Annotated in this window: 20 protein-coding genes; 8 read left to right on the plus strand and 12 right to left on the minus strand. The window is 73.4% G+C overall.

Features of this window, described 5'->3' with window-relative positions; genetic code table 11:
* Window positions 1–30 precede the first annotated feature (30 nt).
* Window positions 31–1,191, plus strand: coding sequence for an Mrp/NBP35 family ATP-binding protein (locus ACFY7H_RS06515; RefSeq protein ID WP_388933998.1), 1,161 nt, complete (start codon window positions 31–33; stop codon window positions 1,189–1,191).
* Between the two features lie 88 nt (window positions 1,192–1,279).
* Here ACFY7H_RS06515 and ACFY7H_RS06520 read toward each other — a convergent pair whose 3' ends face one another.
* From ACFY7H_RS06520 to sigE, 5 genes are all read right to left on the minus strand, one after another.
* On the minus strand, window positions 1,280–2,017 hold the full coding sequence (locus tag ACFY7H_RS06520) for a hypothetical protein (RefSeq protein ID WP_388934001.1): 738 nt from the start codon (window positions 2,015–2,017) through the stop codon (window positions 1,280–1,282).
* A gap of 129 nt (window positions 2,018–2,146) precedes the next feature.
* Window positions 2,147–2,584, minus strand: coding sequence for a sec-independent translocase (locus tag ACFY7H_RS06525; RefSeq protein WP_388934004.1), 438 nt, complete (start codon window positions 2,582–2,584; stop codon window positions 2,147–2,149).
* Between the two features lie 159 nt (window positions 2,585–2,743).
* Entirely contained in the window at window positions 2,744–4,066 is a 1,323-nt protein-coding gene (locus ACFY7H_RS06530) for a trypsin-like peptidase domain-containing protein (protein WP_388934006.1), read from the minus strand.
* Between the two features lie 88 nt (window positions 4,067–4,154).
* A complete protein-coding gene (locus ACFY7H_RS06535) occupies window positions 4,155–4,808 on the minus strand; it encodes a zf-HC2 domain-containing protein (RefSeq protein WP_388934008.1) in 654 nt (217 codons plus the stop codon).
* Window positions 4,805–5,584, minus strand: coding sequence for an RNA polymerase sigma factor SigE (sigE, locus tag ACFY7H_RS06540; RefSeq protein ID WP_388934011.1), 780 nt, complete (start codon window positions 5,582–5,584; stop codon window positions 4,805–4,807). The genes ACFY7H_RS06535 and sigE overlap by 4 nt, the downstream gene beginning before the upstream one ends.
* Window positions 5,585–5,751: 167 nt before the next feature.
* Between sigE and ACFY7H_RS06545 the strand changes: the two genes are divergently transcribed.
* On the plus strand, window positions 5,752–6,414 hold the full coding sequence (locus ACFY7H_RS06545; RefSeq protein WP_388934014.1) for an O-methyltransferase: 663 nt from the start codon (window positions 5,752–5,754) through the stop codon (window positions 6,412–6,414).
* A gap of 113 nt (window positions 6,415–6,527) precedes the next feature.
* Here ACFY7H_RS06545 and ACFY7H_RS06550 read toward each other — a convergent pair whose 3' ends face one another.
* Window positions 6,528–6,695 carry a DUF3117 domain-containing protein gene (locus ACFY7H_RS06550; protein WP_003966491.1) on the minus strand — a complete coding sequence of 56 codons (168 nt, stop codon included), beginning with the start codon at window positions 6,693–6,695 and terminating at the stop codon, window positions 6,528–6,530.
* 333 nt (window positions 6,696–7,028) lie between these two features.
* Between ACFY7H_RS06550 and ACFY7H_RS06555 the strand changes: the two genes are divergently transcribed.
* Window positions 7,029–7,832 (plus strand): enoyl-CoA hydratase/isomerase family protein, encoded by an 804-nt coding sequence (locus tag ACFY7H_RS06555; RefSeq protein ID WP_388934016.1) that lies wholly within the window; start codon window positions 7,029–7,031, stop codon window positions 7,830–7,832.
* Window positions 7,833–7,836: 4 nt separating this feature from the next.
* On the opposite strand, the gene ACFY7H_RS06560 is transcribed toward ACFY7H_RS06555, so the two are convergent.
* Complete coding sequence (locus tag ACFY7H_RS06560; RefSeq protein WP_388934019.1) at window positions 7,837–8,418, minus strand: DNA-3-methyladenine glycosylase I; 582 nt, start codon at window positions 8,416–8,418, stop codon at window positions 7,837–7,839.
* On the minus strand, window positions 8,415–8,750 hold the full coding sequence (locus ACFY7H_RS06565; RefSeq protein WP_388934021.1) for a DivIVA domain-containing protein: 336 nt from the start codon (window positions 8,748–8,750) through the stop codon (window positions 8,415–8,417). The genes ACFY7H_RS06560 and ACFY7H_RS06565 overlap by 4 nt, the downstream gene beginning before the upstream one ends.
* Window positions 8,751–8,826: 76 nt before the next feature.
* Here ACFY7H_RS06565 and folP point away from each other — a divergent pair, with 76 nt between their 5' ends.
* Window positions 8,827–9,687 carry a dihydropteroate synthase gene (gene folP / locus ACFY7H_RS06570; protein WP_388934023.1) on the plus strand — a complete coding sequence of 287 codons (861 nt, stop codon included), beginning with the start codon at window positions 8,827–8,829 and terminating at the stop codon, window positions 9,685–9,687.
* 71 nt (window positions 9,688–9,758) lie between these two features.
* On the opposite strand, the gene ACFY7H_RS06575 is transcribed toward folP, so the two are convergent.
* Entirely contained in the window at window positions 9,759–10,523 is a 765-nt protein-coding gene (locus ACFY7H_RS06575; RefSeq protein WP_388934025.1) for a TIGR00730 family Rossman fold protein, read from the minus strand.
* 64 nt (window positions 10,524–10,587) lie between these two features.
* The gene (gene dapE / locus ACFY7H_RS06580) at window positions 10,588–11,667 is read right to left on the minus strand and encodes a succinyl-diaminopimelate desuccinylase (protein WP_388934027.1); all 1,080 of its coding nucleotides are present in this window, start codon (window positions 11,665–11,667) and stop codon (window positions 10,588–10,590) included.
* 87 nt (window positions 11,668–11,754) lie between these two features.
* Here dapE and ACFY7H_RS06585 point away from each other — a divergent pair, with 87 nt between their 5' ends.
* Together ACFY7H_RS06585 and ACFY7H_RS06590 are read left to right on the plus strand one after the other, a co-directional pair.
* A complete protein-coding gene (locus ACFY7H_RS06585) occupies window positions 11,755–12,753 on the plus strand; it encodes a hypothetical protein (RefSeq protein ID WP_388934030.1) in 999 nt (332 codons plus the stop codon).
* Between the two features lie 322 nt (window positions 12,754–13,075).
* Complete coding sequence (locus ACFY7H_RS06590; protein WP_388934033.1) at window positions 13,076–13,417, plus strand: ATP-binding protein; 342 nt, start codon at window positions 13,076–13,078, stop codon at window positions 13,415–13,417.
* A gap of 85 nt (window positions 13,418–13,502) precedes the next feature.
* On the opposite strand, the gene dapC is transcribed toward ACFY7H_RS06590, so the two are convergent.
* Both dapC and fdxA read right to left on the minus strand, forming a co-directional pair.
* On the minus strand, window positions 13,503–14,597 hold the full coding sequence (dapC, locus tag ACFY7H_RS06595; RefSeq protein ID WP_388934037.1) for a succinyldiaminopimelate transaminase: 1,095 nt from the start codon (window positions 14,595–14,597) through the stop codon (window positions 13,503–13,505).
* 115 nt (window positions 14,598–14,712) lie between these two features.
* Window positions 14,713–15,045 carry a ferredoxin gene (fdxA, locus tag ACFY7H_RS06600; RefSeq protein WP_007266339.1) on the minus strand — a complete coding sequence of 111 codons (333 nt, stop codon included), beginning with the start codon at window positions 15,043–15,045 and terminating at the stop codon, window positions 14,713–14,715.
* Between the two features lie 116 nt (window positions 15,046–15,161).
* Between fdxA and ACFY7H_RS06605 the strand changes: the two genes are divergently transcribed.
* Both ACFY7H_RS06605 and ACFY7H_RS06610 read left to right on the plus strand, forming a co-directional pair.
* Window positions 15,162–16,145: a GNAT family N-acetyltransferase gene (locus ACFY7H_RS06605; RefSeq protein WP_388934041.1), complete on the plus strand. Its 984-nt coding sequence runs from the start codon at window positions 15,162–15,164 to the stop codon at window positions 16,143–16,145.
* Window positions 16,142–16,927: a tetratricopeptide repeat protein gene (locus ACFY7H_RS06610; protein ID WP_388934043.1), complete on the plus strand. Its 786-nt coding sequence runs from the start codon at window positions 16,142–16,144 to the stop codon at window positions 16,925–16,927. Before ACFY7H_RS06605 ends, ACFY7H_RS06610 begins: the two co-directional genes overlap by 4 nt.
* Window positions 16,928–16,933: the final 6 nt, after the last annotated feature.

The raw sequence follows: 16,933 nt of genomic DNA on the forward strand, positions 1-16,933 counted from the left end.
GCCCTGCCGCCGAGCCGTACCATCGGGGACATGGCTACCGAGACACCCTCCGCCGCCGTGCCGGAGCAGGACGCGATCCTGGACGCGCTGGCGACGGTCAACGACCCCGAGATCCACCGGCCGATCACCGAGCTCGGCATGGTCAAATCGGTGGAGATCGGTGAGGGCGGCGCCGTCGCCGTCACGGTCTACCTCACGGTGTCGGGCTGTCCCATGCGCGAGACCATCACGAAGAACGTGACCGAGGCCGTGGAGAAGGTCGCGGGCGTCACCTCCGTCGCCGTCTCCCTGGACGTGATGAGCGACGAGCAGCGCAAGGAGCTGGCGGCCACGCTGCGCGGCGGTACCGCCGAGCGGGAGGTGCCCTTCGCCAAGCCCGGTTCGCTGACCCGTGTCTACGCGGTCGCCTCCGGCAAGGGCGGCGTGGGCAAGTCCTCCGTGACGGTCAATCTGGCCGCGGCGATGGCGGCCGACGGTCTGAAGGTCGGCGTGGTCGACGCCGACATCTACGGGCACAGCGTGCCGCGGATGCTCGGCGTGGAGGGCAAGCCCACCCAGGTCGAGAACATGATCATGCCGCCGTCCGCCAACGGTGTGAAGGTCATCTCCATCGGCATGTTCACCCCGGGCAACACCCCCGTGGTGTGGCGCGGCCCGATGCTGCACCGAGCCCTCCAGCAGTTCCTGGCGGACGTGTTCTGGGGCGACCTGGACGTGCTGCTGCTGGACCTGCCGCCGGGCACCGGCGACATCGCGATCTCCGTGGCGCAGCTGGTGCCGAACGCCGAGATCCTCGTCGTGACGACCCCGCAGCAGGCGGCCGCCGAGGTCGCGGAGCGGGCGGGTTCGATCGCGGTGCAGACGCACCAGAAGATCGTCGGCGTCGTCGAGAACATGTCGGGCCTGCCGTGCCCGCACTGCGACGAGATGGTGGACGTGTTCGGTTCGGGCGGCGGTCAGAAGGTCGCCGACGGTCTGACGAGGACGGTCGGCTCGACGGTTCCCGTGCTCGGCACGATCCCGATCGACGTGCGGCTGCGCGAGGGCGGCGACGACGGCAAGCCGGTCGTCCTGTCCGACCCGGACTCCCCGGCGGGTGCGGCCCTGCGCACGATCGCGGGCAAGCTGGGCGGCCGCGCGCGGGGCCTGTCGGGCATGTCCCTGGGGATCACCCCGCGCAACAAGTTCTGAGGCCTGTCGCCGGAGTCGCGCCCGGCCCGCGTCGAGGGCACCGCCCGCAAGGCGGTGCCCTTTCGCGTACCCGGTCCGCGCGCCGGGTCTACTCGTACGCCCCGAGGTCGGCGATCGCGCAGAAGCCCAGCCCGTAGGCGCTCATCCCCCGCCCGTACGCCCCGAGGTGGACCCCGTTCCGGGTGGATCCGGCGAGCACCCACCCGAATTCCGACTCGCGGTAGTGGAACGGCGTCGGTTCGCCGTCCACCGGCAGCGACAGCGTCGACCAGTCCGGCCCGGTGAGGTCGTCGGCGAGTTCCCAGGCGGCCTCGGTCTGCTGGTCCAGCCAGTCGTCGCGCCGGGTGTGGTCCATCTGCGGCGGCCAGCTGTAGGCGAGCAGCCCCGAGCCGGCGAGCCAGGCCGCCGAGGAGACCGAGGTGGCCTCCAGGACGCCGGTGCCGTCGCCGCTGCGGCGCAGGGGGTTGCTGGCGACCGTGACCACCACCGCGAAGCGGTCCTTCTCGCCGGTGGCGATCTCGCCGCGGGCGGACGGTTCGTCGCCGTGGCCGGTGGAGCCGTGCTCCACGGTGCCGTCGGCTCCGGTGCCGACCTGCATGAGCCAGCGGGCGCCGGTGAAGGCCCCGTCCAGCCCGTACCAGGGGAACGCCGCGTTCAGGTAGCCCGCCGCCGCCCGGCGGGCCGCCGGGACTGGTGCGGCGGCCTCGGGGGGCCGGCCGGGGGCGGCCTGGCCGGGGTGTTCCGCGGGCTCGGTCAGCGCGGGCGGTGCGTCTTCGGGGGCTTCGGCGGGCTGCGTGCCTACGCGGCTACTGCTCGTCGTCTCCATGAGTGGCCTCTCGTTCCGTGGGGTCCGGAACGGCCCTCGCTGCGCTGGGGTGCCCCCCTCCGCGGGCGGCCCGGGTCCGGACAGATGGAGGATAGCCATCCGGCCCCGGATCGACGGGCAGGCCGCGGCTCAGGTGGCGTCGGCGTCAAAGGGGGTGCGCGCGTCCTGGGCGGGGGGCGCGGGCTTCTTCAGCAGGTCAGGGCCGGTGCCGGCGGCCGGCGCGGCGGCGGCCCGGGGCTCGTCGGCCTCGCGGCCGTTGACCGCGTCGGTGACCTCGTTCAGTTCCTTGCGGAGGTCGAAGCTGGTGCGCAGTTCCCGGAGGTCCTCGTTCTCGTTGAGCTGCTTGCGGATGAAGGTCTTCGGGTTCAGGTCCTCGAACTCGAAGTCCTTGAACTCCGGGCCCAGTTCGGAGCGGATGTCCTGCTTGGCGCTGTCCGAGAACGCGCGGATCTTCCTGATGAAGCCCGAGACGTCCTGGATCACCTTCGGCAGCTTGTCCGGGCCGAAGACGAGGATGGCGAGCACCACGATGGTGACCAGCTCGAGTGCGCCTATGTCGTTGAACACCTTGCCGCTCCTCGGCTCTCTCCACATCCGGCCCGGTCAACGGTACCCGGCGTTTCTTGCGCACCCCTACGCCGGTGCGGGACCGTTCGCGGATTCACCCGGGCGTCATCCGGTATTCGTGTGGTGGACCGCGCCGCCCGCCAGCGCCCCGGGGGCGTCTCAGGAGCCGCTCGCCGAGCCGAGGACCACGGTCAGGGTGCGCTCCCGGCCGTCGCGCAGCACGGTCAGGCCGAGGCGGTCGCCGGGCCGGTGCGCCCTGATCTTGATGATCAGCTCGTCGCCGCCGTGTACGCGTACGCCGTCCACCTTGGTGATCACGTCGCCGGGCCTGATCCCGGCGCGGGCGCCCGGCCCGTCGGCCACCACGGAGGGCTTGCCGTCCTCGCCCTTGGCGTCGACCCGGGCTCCGTCGCCCTTGTACTCCATGTCCAGGTTGACGCCGATGACGGGGTGGGTGGCGCGGCCGGTGCGGATGAGCTCCTCGGCGACCCGCTTGCCCTGGTTGACGGGGATGGCGAAGCCGAGGCCGATGCTGCCGCTCTGGCGGGTGGGGTCGTCGCCGTCCTCGCCCTTGTCGGCGCCGCGGATGGCGCTGTTGATGCCGATCACGTGGGCGCGGGAGTCGAGGAGGGGGCCGCCGGAGTTGCCGGGGTTGATGGGGGCGTCGGTCTGGAGGGCGTCGACGTAGCTGATGTCGCTGCCGTCGCCCTTGCCGCCGCCCGCGGTGATGGGGCGGCCGGTGGCGCTGATGATGCCCGAGGTGACGGTGTTGGAGAGGTCGAAGGGGGCGCCGATGGCCACCACCGGGTCGCCGACGCGGACGTTCTCGGAGTTGCCGAGGGCCAGGGGGCGCAGGCCGCGGACACCGCTGACCTTGACCACGGCCAGGTCGTAGCCGCTGTCGTGGCCGACCGGCTCGGCGGGGACGCTCTCACCGGTGCTGAAGGTGACCGTGATGTCCCGGGCGCCGGCGACGACGTGGTTGTTCGTCAGGATGTGGCCCTGCCCGTCGAGGACGAAGCCGGTTCCGGTGCCGCTGCCGCCGCCCCCGCTGACGTGCAGGGTGACCACGCCGGGCAGTGCGGCGGCCGCGATGCCGGCCACGCTGCCGGGGGCCCTGCCCTTGTCGTCGTCGGCGGCGGCCTGCGGGAGCTCCAGCCGGGTGGCGGTGCGCCGCTCGGCGAGGATGCCGAGGTAGCCGCCCGCGCACCCCGCGAGGAGGGCGATGACGGTACCGAGCAGGGTCAGCGTCCACAGCCCGGGGGCGCGGCGCGTCCCGCCGCGGTCGACGACCTGGAGCGGGGCGGCGGCCCAGGGGTCGTAGCGGGGGCCGGGCCCGGTCGCGGGAGCGGCGGCCGGACCGGGCTCGGAGGCGGGAACGGGCGGGGCCCCGGCGGGGTCCGCCCGCGGTCCGGGCTCCGGGGCGTCCGTGGGCCGGCTCCACCACGCCGGAGCCGGACCGTTCTGCTGACTGTCGGACATGGGCACTCCCCCGCGGGCCTGGCGCACCGCGGGGCGGCGCGTGTGCCGCAGATTCAACCAGGTGCCGGGGCCCCCCGGGGGGCCCGGGTCAGCGGCTGAGCGACACCGGCTCGGCCGTCACCGGGACCGAGGGGGCCACCGAGGGCAGCTGCCCCGCCGGCACCGGGCCGGTCGGCACCACGGGGGTGGGGACGCGGTCACGGACGAAGGCGTCGGTCAGCGGCACGGAGGGTCCGGGCCGGGTCGCGGGTGCCTCGCCCCGGGCCTTCGGCTCCAGCCCGTCCAGCGGCAGCGAGCCGCCGAGCGCGAGCGCGGCCAGCGACACGGCTCCCGCCGCCACGAAGGCGAAGCGGCGTCTGGGCCGGCCCACCTCGTGGATACGGAAACCCTCGCGCGGGGCGGCCGGGGCGGAGTACCCGAACGCGGAGAAGGGGTCGATACCGGGAGGCGGGGGCACGAGCGGAGCCCCCGGTCCGCCGCCCGGCCCGGCGGGCCCCTCGGGGCCCGCTCCCGGCAGCCCCTGGAGCCGGGCCAGCAGCCCGGCGGACAGCGGCGGCGGGGCGCTCTCCACGAACAGGGTCTTCAGCCGGCGCTGCGCGTCGGCCTCGGCCTTGCACTTGGCGCAGGTCGCCAGGTGCGCCAGCACCCGCTCGCGCGCGTCGTGCTTCAGCTCCCCGTCCACGAGGGCGGCGAGCCGGTCGCCCAGGTGCTGTTCGGCGGGGGAGGGACTGGCTCCGCTCACTCGGGTCCGCCCTCTCCGCCGGCACCCGGCGCGCCCACCGACACACCCGCCAGCGCGCGCTGCTCGGCACGGGCCTCGGGAGAGCGGTGCTTGAGCGCCTTGCGCAGGTGCGAGCGGCCCCGGTGGATCCGGCTGCGGACCGTGCCGAGCTTCACCCCGAGCGTGGCGGCGATCTCCTCGTAGGACAGGCCCTCGATGTCGCAGAGCACCACGGCGGCACGGAACTCGGGCGCGAGGGTGTCCAGCGCCTGCTGCACGTCGGCGTCGAAGTGGGTGTCGTGGAGCACCTGCTGGGGGGACGGCTCACGGCTCGGCAGCCGCTCGGCGGCGTCGTCGCCCAGCGCGTCGAAGCGGATGCGCTGCTTGCGGCGCACCATGTCCAGGAACAGGTTGGTGGTGATGCGGTGCAGCCAGCCCTCGAAGGTGCCGGGCGTGTACGTGGACAGCGAGCGGAAGACGCGGACGAAGACTTCCTGGGTCAGGTCCTCGGCGTCGTGTTGGTTGCCCGTCAGGCGGTAGGCGAGGCGGTAGACCCGCGCGCTGTGCGTGCTGACGATCTCCTCCCAGGTGGGAGGGGTCCACGCCTGGGAGCCCGCATCGGCGGCGAAGGTCGCGGTGGTCGCGGTGTGGGCGGTGTGGAAGCGGTCAGCAGTGTAGGTCACGGATTTCGGCTCACCCGCCGACCAGAAGAGACGTCTCAGAACGCCTCCACGATCCACAAGCGCAGCCGCACCTCCCCTGTCGGCTCTGGTGGTGTCCAGTGGAGCCCCTACCATAGCCACCCCTCCCGTCAGCTCTGGATAAGCGTTTTTGCACTAACTTTGCACGAGCCTCGGGGTCCGGACCGCCGATCTGCCCACAGCCGTCCCCTCTATCCCGCCTCTCACCCTCCCAACGCCCGGTCCCATCTGCGGGTTCCCGACGCCAGCGGATACAGTCACCGTTGCGCCAACTATGGGGACAGGAGAGGGTCATTAGCGGCAACCGGCAGACGAGCTGGGCGTTCGCCGACGCGTTCGTCGCCGAGGACGACGCTCTGCGATGGGCCCGAGACCGGTCCAGGGAAGCGGGCCTGCGGTCCGTGTCCCCGGGCACCGGGGCCGCGCTGCGTCTGCTCGCCGCCACCGCCGACGCCAAGGCCGTCGCCGAGATCGGTACGGGCACCGGCGTCTCGGGGATCCACCTGCTGCACGGGATGCGGCCGGACGGGGTCCTGACCACCGTGGACCCGGAGGCCGACCGGCAGGCCTTCGCCCGCCAGGCCTTCCGCGCCGCCGGCTTCGCGGGCAACCGGGCCCGCTTCATCCCGGGCCGCGCCCTGGACGTCCTGCCCCGGCTCGCCGACGGCGGGTACGACCTGGTCTTCTGCGACGGCGACCCGGCCGAGTCCCTCGACTACCTCGCGGAATCGTTGCGTCTGCTGAGGCCGGGCGGGCTGGTGTGCTTCGAGGGGGTCTTCGCCGACGGGCGCACCGTCGACTCCGCCGCGCAGCCGGTGGAGGTCATCCGGGTGCGCGAGCTGCTGCGCAGCGTCCGGGAGAGCCCGGCCCTGGAGGCGGCCCTGCTCCCGGTGGGCGACGGGCTCCTCTGCGCGGTCCGCCGCTGACCCTCCGACCGCCCCGCGGGCACCGGGCGGCCCCTGGACCGGCCCGGGGGAACGCAACACCGCCCCCGCCGCTGAGCGACGGGGGCGGTGTCAAGATCTGGTGGTGCCGAGGCTCAGCCGACGACCTTCTTCAGGGCGTCACCCAGGGCGTCCGCCTCGTCCGGGGTCAGCTCGACGACGAGCCGACCACCGCCTTCGAGCGGTACGCGCATGACGATGCCTCGCCCCTCCTTGGTGACCTCGAGCGGGCCGTCGCCCGTCCGCGGCTTCATGGCCGCCATGCTCGTTCCCCTTCCTGAAACCAGCTCATCGTCAGCCGACGGCCCCGTTCAGGCGCCTAGTACCCGGCATCGAACACATTGCTTCCCAGCCATTATCCCGCATGTCAGGACCCGATGACCAACATCGGACGGGAACGCTTGCGCAACGCGCTCGGCCAAAACCACTCATTTCGGGGATCCGCCTGCGATACTTCGCCGCTGCCCCCAGGGATGGGGCTCCGCTTTGTTTGACGCACATCACATGACCACCCCCGGTCCCGTCCGCCATGCTGGCCCTTGCACCGGCCGGTACCGGCCGGTAGCCAAGCCCGCGACGAAGGGGGACCCCCGACCATGGCCGACAGCGTGCTCTACGAAGTCACCGACGGACTCGCGACCGTCACGATCAACCGGCCCGACGCGATGAACGCCATGAACACGGAGGCCAAGGTCGCCCTGCGCGACGCCGTCCGGGCGGCGGCCGCCGACACCGCCGTACGGGCGGTGCTGCTCACCGCCGCCGGGAACCGGGCCTTCTGCGTGGGCCAGGACCTCAAGGAGCACATCGGGAACCTGGCGGCGGACCGCGAGAGCGGCTCGAAGCTCACGATGAGCACCGTCTCCGAGCACTACAACCCGATCGTGCGGGCCCTGACGGAGATGCCCAAGCCCGTCGTGGCCGGGGTCAACGGCGTCGCCGCGGGGGCCGGCTTCGGCTTCGCGCTCGCGGCCGACTACCGCGTCGTCGCGGACACGGCGTCCTTCAACACCTCCTTCGCCGGGGTCGCGCTGACCGCCGACTCCGGGGTGTCCTGGACGCTGCCCCGCCTGATCGGCGCCTCCCGCGCCTGCGACCTGCTGCTCTTCCCCCGCTCCGTCAAGGCGCAGGAGGCCTACGACCTGGGCATCGCGAACCGTCTGGTCCCCGCCGAGTCCCTGCACGCCGAGGCCGAGGCGGTCGCCCGCGCCCTCGCCGCGGGCCCCACGGTGGCCTACGCGGCCCTGAAGGAGTCCCTGGCCTACGGGGCCTCGCACTCCCTCCCGGAGGCCCTGGAGCGCGAGGACGTCCTCCAGACCCGGGCGGGCGCCTCGGAGGACCACTCCATCGCCGTCGAGGCCTTCCTCTCGAAGCAGCCGCCTCGGTACCTCGGCCGCTGACGCCTCAGCCCTCGCGGGAGACGCACCCCTCCAGGTGGTCGTTGACCAGGCCGCACGCCTGCATCAGGGCGTAGGCCGTGGTCGGCCCGACGAAGCGGATGCCCGCCTTCTTGAGGGCCTTGGCCAGGGCCGTGGACTCCGGGGTCACCGCCGGCACGTCGGCGGTGCTCCTCGGGGCCCGGCCCGGCTCCTCGGGGGCGTGCGACCAGATCAGCCGGTCCAGCTCCCCCGCGTCCCAGCCGGCCAGCACCTTCGCGTTGGCGAGGGTGGCCTCGATCTTGGCCCGGTTGCGGATGATCCCCTCGTCGCCCATCAGCCGCTCCGCGTCGGCCGGGCCGAACGCCGCGACCGCGGCGATCCGGAAGTCCGAGAACGCCTTGCGGAAGCCCTCGCGCCGGCGCAGGATCGTCAGCCACGACAGCCCGGACTGGAAGGCCTCCAGGCACAGCCGCTCGTAGAGCGCGTCGTCCCCGTGGACGGGCCTGCCCCATTCGGTGTCGTGATAGCGGACGTAGTCCTCCGTGGACAGCCCCCACGGACAGCGCAGACCGCCGTCCGGGCCCGCCAGCGGCCCGGCGCCGCTCACCGCTCGTCCTTCGTGAGGTCGACCCGGTCCGCCGGGGCCTGGGCGCGCGACGCCGTCAGCTCCGCGATCCGCGCGTCCCGCTCGGCCAGCTCGGCCGCGAGCCGGTCCAGTACGTCGTCCACCTCGGCCATCCGGTAGCCGCGCGGCGCGACCGGCAGGCGCAGGGCGTCGATGTCCGCCCGTACGACCGGCCGGCTCTCCGGGAGCGCGTCGGCCACCCGGTCCGGCTCGGCCTCGGGCAGCACGGCTTCCGCGCCCGCGCCGACCACCGCGAGGGTGACCGCGGCCACGACCACGACCAGCGCGATCAGCAAGAACCAGAACACGATCAACTCCCCTGAGAGACTCCGGCCACCAGGTTAAGGTCGCAGACGAGGCGCGAGGGTCGCCGAAGGAGGAAAGAGCAGGATGCTGCGACTGGGCACGCGCGAGTTCGACACCCACGAGCCGGTGATCATGGCCATCGTGAACCGCACCCCGGACTCCTTCTACGACCAGGGCGCGACCTTCCGCGACGAGCCGGCCCTGGAGCGGGTGGAGCGGGCCGTCGCCGAGGGCGCGGCGATCATCGACATCGGCGGGGTCAAGGCGGGGCCCGGCGAGCACGTGGACGCGGCGGAGGAGGCCCGGCGCACGGTCGGCTTCGTGGCGGAGGTGCGCCGCCGCCACCCGGACGTGGTGATCAGCGTGGACACCTGGCGGCACGAGGTCGGCGAGGCGGTCTGCGAGGCCGGCGCGGACGTGCTGAACGACGCGTGGGGCGGGGTGGACCCCCGGCTGGCGGAGGTCGCGGCGCGCTACGGCGCGGGCATCGTCTGCACCCACGCGGGCGGGGTTGAGCCGCGCACGCGGCCGCACCGGACCTCGTACGAGGACGTGATGGAGGACATCCTGCGCGTCACGGTCGGGCTCGCGGAGCGGGCCGAGGCCCTCGGGGTGCCCCGGGAGTCCATCATGATCGACCCGGGGCACGACTTCGGGAAGAACACCCGGCATTCACTGGAGGCCACCCGCCGCCTCGCGGAGATGACCGAAACCGGTTGGCCGGTGCTGGTCTCCCTGTCCAACAAGGACTTCGTCGGCGAGACCCTCGACAAGCCGGTCAAGGAGCGCCTGCTGGGCACCCTGGCGACCACCGCCGTCTCGGCCTGGCTCGGCGCGCAGGTCTACCGCGTCCACGAGGTCGCGGAGACCCGGCAGGTGCTCGACATGGTCCGCTCGATCCAGGGCCACCGGCCGCCGGCCGTCGCCCGCCGCGGACTCGCCTGACCCCCCGTCGGCAGCCTGACGCCCCTGGGGGAGGCCGGGCCGCGGCGCCGGGGCGGCGCGGCCCGCCGTCCCTACTTGCCGACTTCCTTCGTCACCAGCGCGATGGCCTCTTCCACGTCGTCGGTGACGTGGAAGAGGTAGAGGTCCTTCTCCGAGGCCTTGCCCTGGGCGATGACCGTGTTGCGCAGCCAGTCGACCAGACCGCCCCAGTACTCCGTGCCGAAGAGCACGATGGGGAACCTGGTGATCTTCTGCGTCTGCACCAGGGTCAGCGCCTCGAACATCTCGTCCAGGGTGCCCAGCCCGCCCGGCAGCACCACGAAGCCCTGGCTGTACTTCACGAACATCGTCTTGCGGACGAAGAAGTACCGGAAGTTCAGCCCGAGGTCCACGTGCTGGTTCAGCCCCTGCTCGAAGGGGAGCTCGATGCCCAGGCCGACGGAGATGCCGTTCGCCTCGCGGGCGCCCTTGTTGGCGGCCTCCATGGCGCCCGGACCGCCGCCGGTGATCACCGCGAAGCCGGCCTCGACGAGCGCGCTGCCGATCCGTACGCCCGCCTCGTACTCCGGCGAGTCCGCCGGCGTGCGCGCCGAGCCGAACACGCTGATCGCGGGCGGCAGCTCCGCCAGGGTGCCGAAGCCCTCGATGAACTCCGACTGGATGCGCAGGACCCGCCAGGGATCGGTGTGCACCCACTCGGAGGGTCCGGCCGAGTCCAGCAGCCTCTGGTCCGTCGTGCTGCCCGCCTGCACCTGGCCGCGTCTGCGCAGCACCGGCCCGAGCTGCTGCTCCTCGGGCCGACGAGCGGACCCCTCGGCACTGCCGTGGTTGCCCATGATGTGCTCCCTCCAGCTGATCGTTGGATCAGGTTAGGCGCACAAAAGTGACGGGAGGGGGAATTTACGAGGTCAGCCAGGCGCGGAGTCGTTCCTCGCAGTGCAGGATCGCCTTCGTCTCGACGCGTTCGTCGACCTTGTGGGCCAGCAGCGCGTCGCCCGGCCCGTAGTTGACCGCCGGCACGCCGAGCGCGCTGAAGCGGGAGACGTCCGTCCAGCCGAACTTGGGCATCGGCCGGCCGCCGACCGCCTCCATGAAGGCCGCCGCGGCCGGGTGGGAGAGGCCCGGCAGGGCGCCGCCGGAGGAGTCGTCGACCACGAACTCGGCGATGTCGCAGTCCGCGAAGACCTCCCGTACGTGGGCCAGCGCGTCGGCCTCGCTGCGGTCGGGGGCGTAGCGGAAGTTCACGGTCACGGTGCAGGAGTCCGGGATGACGTTGTTGGCGACGCCGCCCTCGATGCGGACCGCGTTGAGGCCCTCGTGGTACTCCAGGCCGTCGATGACCGGCTTGCGGGGCTCGTACGCGGCCAGCTTGGCGAGGATCGGGCTCGCGGTGTGGATGGCGTTGGAGCCCATCCAGCTGCGCGCGGAGTGGGCGCGCTCGCCCTTGGTGCGCAGCAGCACCCGCAGGGTGCCCTGGCAGCCGCCCTCGACCTCGGCGTTGGAGGGTTCCAGCAGTACGGCGAAGTCTCCGGTCAGCCAGTCGGGGTGGGCGGCCGCGACCTTGCCGAGGCCGTTGAGGTCGGCGGCGACCTCCTCCTGGTCGTAGAAGACGAAGGTGAGGTCGCGGTTGGGTTCGGGGACCGTCGCGGCGATCCTCAGCTGCACGGCCACCCCGGACTTCATGTCCGTCGTGCCGCAGCCCCACAGCACGTCGTTCTCGTCCAGGCGGGACGGGACGTTGTCGGCGATCGGCACGGTGTCGAGGTGGCCGGCCAGGACGACGCGCTCGGCGCGGCCGAGGTGCGTACGGGCCACCACGTTGTTGCCGAGGCGGTCGACGGTGAGGTGCGGGAGGGCGCGCAGCGCTTCTTCCACGAGGTCGGCGAGCACCTTCTCGTCGCCGCTCACGGAGGGGATGTCGACGAGCCGGGCGGTCAGCTCGGCAGCGTCCAGGGTGAGGTCCAGCTCGGATTCGGACATGGAACTGACCCTAACGCCCCGGGATGGGCGGGAAGCGGGAGCGTCCGGCCGGTGGACGGTTAATCGGCCTCAAGTACGGTGGGCCGCGTGTCCGAGACCGATCGCTCCCGCTCCCGTTCCCGCCGGCCGTTCCGCAAGGCCGTGGGCCTGGTCGTCCTGCTCGGGGTGATCGGGTACTTCGCCGTCCAGCGCGACTCCAACAACGGCGCCTCCTACTGCACGGCCACGGCGACGGGGGCCGGCTCCGCGGGCGCGGGGACCGTCCAGACGTACGAGATGACCCACGAGCAGGCGGCGAACGCGGCGACGATAGCCGCCGTCGGGATCTCCAAGGGGCTCCCGGACCGGGCGGTGACCATCGCGCTGGCGACGGCGATGCAGGAGTCGGCGCTGCGCAACCTCGACCACGGCGACCGTGATTCGCTGGGGCTCTTCCAGCAGCGGCCCTCGCAGGGGTGGGGCACCCCGGAGCAGATCATGGACCCGGTGTACTCGGCGGGGATCTTCTACGACCGGCTCGCGGAGATCAAGGGCTACACCCGGCTGCCGCTGACGGTGGCCGCGCAGAAGGTGCAGCTCAGCGGTTTTCCGCAGGCGTACGCGAAGCACGAGCCGGACGCGGCGGTGCTGACGGCCGCCTTCGGCGAGAACGGCGTGCCGGCCTCCCTGGCCTGCTCGGGCCCGGCGCCCTCGGCGGGCGATCCGGAGAAGGTGCGGGCGGAGCTGACGCGGGCCTTCGGCCCCGCCGCGCGGGACGCGCTGGGTGCGGGCCGGGCGGGCGCTCCGGCGGGGCGGTCGGCGCCGGGCGGGGCGGTCCCGGAGCCCGAGGTGGGGCTGCGGCTCAAGGAGGGCGGCGGCCCGGCGGAGGCGCGGCGGGGCCGGGCGATGGCCCACTGGGCGGTGGCCCGGTCGAAGGAACTGGGCATCGCCAGGGTCTCGTACGACGGCTCCTCGTGGGTGGCCGGCCGGGACGGCGGGGCGTGGCGGGGTGAGGGCGGCGGCGGCCGCAAGGGCGGCGCCGGGGACCCGCACGACGCGGCTCCGGGCGAGGTACGGATCTTCGTGGCCCCCGCCACGGCCCGCTGACCGCCGGCACCCCGGGCCGCCCGCTCGCCGGCCGCTCAGCGGCCGGCCCGGCCGGCGTGCGCCCCCGGCGCGCGGGCGGCCCGGCACGACGCGCCGGCGGCACGGTCAGGCGTACGGGCCGTCACCCGGGAGGGGCGTCCACGCGTTCGGGCCATACCCCCGGAAGGCGGACAGAAGCGCAGGTCGGCGGGGGTCCGGTGCTCTTGTCACGGAAGCCGATTAAACGATGCGTTACCGATCCTTTACCCGGCTGGTCCGCAACTCCCCCCACCCCCGGAGCGGTTGTACACGGCGTACTCAGCCGCTACCGCTTAGGAGCATCATGACCCTCCCCCTGACCCGTCGGATCGCCCGCGCCGCGCTTCTCCTCGCAGCCGGTACCGCTCCCGTGGTCGGTGCGGCAGGCGCCGCCAGCGCGGCCGACGCCGTGGGCCTGGAGTCCCTGCCGAAGCTGAACACGCTCACCGCCCCCGACACCGGCGCGGCCACCGACGCCGCGCACACCGCCACCGAGGCCCTCCCGGCCGCCGCCCCCGTCGCCGGTCCCGCCTCCGAGGTCGTCGGCGGCGCGGGCGCGGCCGGCCAGACGCTGGGCGGCCTGCCGGTCGCCGGCCAGCTGCCGGTGGGCCAGCTGCCCCTGGGCGGCCTGCCGCTGGGCGGCTGAACCAACCGCTGGACGCGGAAACGCCCGAGGGGGCCGGGAGCAGCCGCTCCCGGCCCCCTCGGGGCGTCGTACGCGAGCCCTCGGCTCAGCCGAGGCGCTTGACCGCGGCCGCGACCCGTTCGTCGGTGGCCGTGAAGGCGACGCGGACGAACTTCGCGCCCGCCTCGCCGTAGAAGTCGCCCGGCGCGACCAGGATGCCGAGTCCGGCGAGGTGCGCGACGGTGTCCCAGCAGGGCTCGTCACGGGTCGCCCACAGGTAGAGGCTGGCCTCGCTGTGCTCGATGCGGAAGCCGTGCGCCTCCAGGGCCGTGCGCAGTGCCTCGCGGCGGGCGGCGTAGCGGGCGCGCTGTTCCTCGACGTGGGCGTCGTCGCCGAGGGCCGCCACCGTGGCCGCCTGCACCGGGGCGGGGGTCATCATGCCGCCGTGCTTGCGGATCTCCAGCAGCTCCCCGAGCACGGCCGCGTCACCGGCGATGAACGCGGCCCGGTAGCCCGCCAGGTTGGACCGCTTGGAGAGGGAGTGCACCGCCACGAGGCCCTCGTAGGACCCCCCGCACACGTCGTCGTGGAGGACGGAGACGGGCTCGGCCTCCCAGCCCAGCTCCAGGTAGCACTCGTCGCTGAAGATCAGGATGCCGTGCTCGCGCGCCCAGGCGACGATCCGGACCAGGTCCTCCTTCGGGATGACCTTCCCGGTGGGGTTGGACGGGGAGTTGAGCCACAGCAGCTTCACGCCCGCGGGGTCCAGCTCCATGGGGTCGTCGTACACGACGGCCTCGGCGCCGCACAGCCGCGCGCCGACCTCGTACGTCGGGTACGCGAGCCGCGGGTAGGCCACCTTGTCGCCGGCGCCGAGACCCAGCTGGGTCGGCAGCCAGGCCACCAGTTCCTTGGAGCCGACCACCGGCAGGACGTTGCGGTGTCCGGCGGCGCTCGCGCCGAGCCGGCCCCGGAGCCAGCCGGTGATCGCGTCGCGCAGCGCGGGCGTCCCCCACACCGTCGGGTAGCCCGGGGAGTCCGCGGCGGCGACCAGGGCGCGCTGGATCAGGTCGGGCACCGGGTCCACGGGGGTGCCGACCGACAGGTCGACGATGCCGTCAGCGTGGGCCGCCGCCGTGGCCTTGTACGGCTCCAGCTTGTCCCAGGGAAAGGCGGGAAGACGGTCGGAAACTGCGGCCACGGTGCTCTCTGCTCTCTCTGGGCTGCTGCGGGGGCTGTGTCGTACGGGGAAACGGCTCGGTCCCGCGCGGCAACGGGGCCGTACGGGACCGAGAGGCGCGTCTGCCGTGGAACGGTCAGTGCTCGCCGGCGTTGATGTCGGCGGGCAGCGCCGCGACGAAGGGGTGGTCGCGCTCGATCAGGCCGAGCTTGGAGGCGCCACCGGGCGAACCGAGCTCGTCGAAGAACTCCACGTTCGCCTTGTAGTAGTCCTTCCACTCCTCCGGGGTGTCGTCCTCGTAGAAGATGGCCTCGACCGGGCAGACCGGCTCACACGCGCCGCAGTCGACGCACTCGTCCGGGTGGATGTACAAGGACCGCTGGCCCTCGTAGATGCAGTCGACGGGGCACTCTTCGATGCATGCCTTGTCCTTGACGTCGACACAAGGCTCCGCGATGACGTAGGTCACGCTCTCGTTCCTCCTCGGTAGGGCTTTCCATTCGCGCGGGAGCGCGGCGTCGTCGATGCCCGCACCTAGTATCTCCGTTCCCGGGCACGATCCGAACAGGAGGGGCGGACAGAGCTGTGGAAATCACTGCCGGTGGACTGCTGGAGATCCGTATTACCCCCGCTGACGTGGGTAAACGAGTCTCTGTACGACGGGTGGAGGACGGGGGGAGCGCCACCCCGTCGTTCGCGGACGCGGTCGGGGTTCTCACATCCTGGACCGGGGGTGTGCTGACGATCACACGCAAGGACGGCGTGTCCGTCCACATCGCGGAATCGTCGCTGGTGGCGGGCAAGGTGGTGCCTCCGGCGCCGGCCCGCCGCAGGGGTCCCGCCGCCTCCTTCGAGGAGCTGGCACGGGTCACGGCGCGGGCCTGGCAGCCGCTGGAGAGCGAGCGGCTCGGCGAGTGGACGCTGCGGGCCGCCGCCGGGTTCACCCGGCGGGCCAACTCCGTGCTGGCGCTCGGCGACCCCGGGATACCCGTCGGGGAAGCACTCGCGCGGGTGACCGCCTGGTACGCGGAGCGCAACCTTCCGGCGTATGTGCAGGCCGCGACCGGTGCCGCCGGGACGCAGGAGCTGCTCTGCGCGGAGCTGGAGCGGCACGGCTGGGTGAAGGAGGTCTCCGCGGAGGTGCGCGTCGGGGCGCTGGCCCCGGTCGCCGACGCCGACGCGGACGTGGCGGACGTCCGGCTCACGCGCGAGCCGGACGAGCGGTGGCTGGAGCGCTACGGCAAGGTCCGGGACCCGGAGCCGGCCCGGCGGGTGCTGGTCGGGGGCCCGTCGGTGTGGTTCGCCTCCCTGGGCGGCGGCCGGGCCATCGGGCGGTGCGTGGTGGACGGCCGCTGGGCCGGTTTCGCGGCCGTCACCGTCGCTCCGGAGGAGCGGCGCCGGGGGCTCGCGACGGCGGTGATGACGGCGCTGGCCCGGCGGGCCCTGGAGGAGGGCGCGTCCGCGGCGTGGCTGCAGGTGGAGACGGACAACCCGCCGGCGCGGGCCTTGTACGACGGGATGGGCTTCGCCGCGCACCACGCCTACCACCACTTCCGGGCGGCGCGGTGAACACCCGGGAACTCTTCGCGGAGGAGGCCCGCTCGGAGCGGCCCGACCTGGCCCGGATGTGCCTGCTGCTGGCCGCGGAGGCGGACCCGGAGCTGGACGAACGGGCCATGGACGAGGCCGAGATCGAGCTCGACCGGCTCGCGGGGATGCTGCCGTACGGGCTGCGGGACGCGCGGGCGTGGGCCTCGGCGGTGACGGAGCTGCTGGGGGGCCGGCTGGGCTTCCACGGCACCCCGAACGACTACGACCGGCTGTCGTCCTCCCTCCTGCACGAGGTGCTGCGGCGCAGGCGGGGCCTGCCGATCCTGCTCTCGGTGGTGTGGCTGGAGGTGGCCCGGCGGGCGGGCGCGCCGGTGTACGGGCTGGGGCTGCCGGGGCACTTCGTGGTGGGCTTCGGGGACCCGGAGGACTCGGTGGTGGTGGACCCCTTCGCCGGCGGCGCCTCGCTGGGCGCGGGCCCGGCGGAGCTGGCCTCCTCCCCCAAGACCCCGGCCCGGACCCTGGACATCGTGCTGCGGATCCTGAACAACATCCGCGCCTGGGCCTCCTCCCGCCCGGAGCAGTCGGGGGTCGCGCTGTGGGCCCTGGACCTGTCGCTGCTGCTGCCCTCCCACCCGGCGTCGCTGCGGTACGAGCGGGCGCGGCTGCTGGTGGAACGGGGCGCGTTCCGCGAGGGCGCGGCCGAACTGGAGGCGTACGCGGAGGTCATGGACGCGGTGGACGCCGCCACCGCCGCCCGCATCCGCGGCGAGGCCGTCGCCGCCCGCGCGCTGCTGAACTGACGTCCG

This window comes from Streptomyces sp. NPDC012794, assembly GCF_042901085.1.
Lineage (GTDB): Bacteria > Actinomycetota > Actinomycetes > Streptomycetales > Streptomycetaceae > Streptomyces.